At 50.2% G+C, this 1,166-nt stretch carries 2 protein-coding genes; both read left to right on the top strand.

What is annotated here, in order from left to right:
* Positions 1-197: hypothetical protein (locus tag C2M17_RS06065; RefSeq protein ID WP_158683985.1), on the top strand; the 197-nt coding region annotated here is incomplete at its 5' end.
* A 55-nt stretch (positions 198-252) separates the two neighbouring features.
* Positions 253-1,166, top strand: a 914-nt coding sequence (locus C2M17_RS06060) for an ABC transporter transmembrane domain-containing protein (protein ID WP_267894408.1), incomplete at its 3' end; no start/stop codon positions are given.

Raw genomic sequence — 1,166 nt, 5'->3', positions numbered from 1 at the left:
CCACCGTCGACAGCATCACCATCAGTGATGGTGTGACGACGATCACGGTACCGAGCTCGGCGATCAGCACGGATAGCAACGGCAACCTGACCGTCGTTGGGCAAGACCTGTCAGGTCTCGCCGACGGTGAGTTGACCGTCACCATGACAGTGACCGACGCTGCCGGGAACACAGGCACGGTCACCGAAAGCGGATGACCGAGCGAAGGACTATGCACAGCCCTACAAAAAGCATTGGCTCAAAGAGCAGTTGATGAAGTGTTGGTCGACCTATATTGACGTCGGTGTCGCTTCGATGTTTGCCAATATACTGGCCGTTGGTACCTCGTTATTTGCCTTACAGGTGTACGACCGGGTCGTTCCTAATGATGCCTTTGATACCTTGTTTATTCTTACCACAGGGGTTGTCATTGCCATTGTTTTTGACTTTATCTTGCGGGTTCTGCGCGCCTATTTACTCGATGTGACAGGCAAAAAGTTAGATCTGGAGCTGTCATCGCGACTCTTTTCACAAGTGTTGTTTATGCGGCTTAAAGCGAAACCGCAATCCACCGGCGCGTTTTCCAGTCAATTGAAAGAGTTTGACAGTGTGCGCGAGTTTTTCACCTCCTCTACTGCGGCCACCATCAGTGACTTTCCATTTATCCTCTTATTCTTACTGCTGATCTGGTATCTAGGCGGCCCCGTGGTGTGGGTGCCGATCATCGCTATTTTATTGATGTTATTACCCAGCTTACTGATGCAGGGAAAACTGGCTGCATTGTCTCGTGAAGGGTTACGCGAAGGCGCTGTAAAACAAGGGCTGATGATCGAGGTGATCGAAAACCTCGAAACGGTTAAAGCTAGCCACGCTGAGTCTCGCAATTTGTTTTTATGGGAAACCCTTACCAAGAAGCAAGCAGCCGACAGTGTCACTTTTAAAAGCCTCTCGAACAGATTGAGTCAAGGCGCTGCAATGGTGCAGCAACTCGGATTTATTTTCGTGGTGGTGGTTGGGGTTTACCAAATCAGTGCCAGCGAAATGACGATTGGTGCACTCATCGCCTGTACCATGTTAACTTCACGCACCATAGCACCGGTAAATCAAATCACTGGGGTGCTGGTGCGATGGCAGCATGTTAAGGTTGCCCTTGAAGAACTTGACCAGATTATGCAGGCGCCTACAGA

The organism is Pseudoalteromonas sp. T1lg10 (assembly GCF_002964545.1).
Lineage (GTDB): Bacteria > Pseudomonadota > Gammaproteobacteria > Enterobacterales > Alteromonadaceae > Pseudoalteromonas.
Note: the sequence above shows the minus strand (reverse complement) of the source record. Positions and strands in the feature narration are given on the sequence as shown.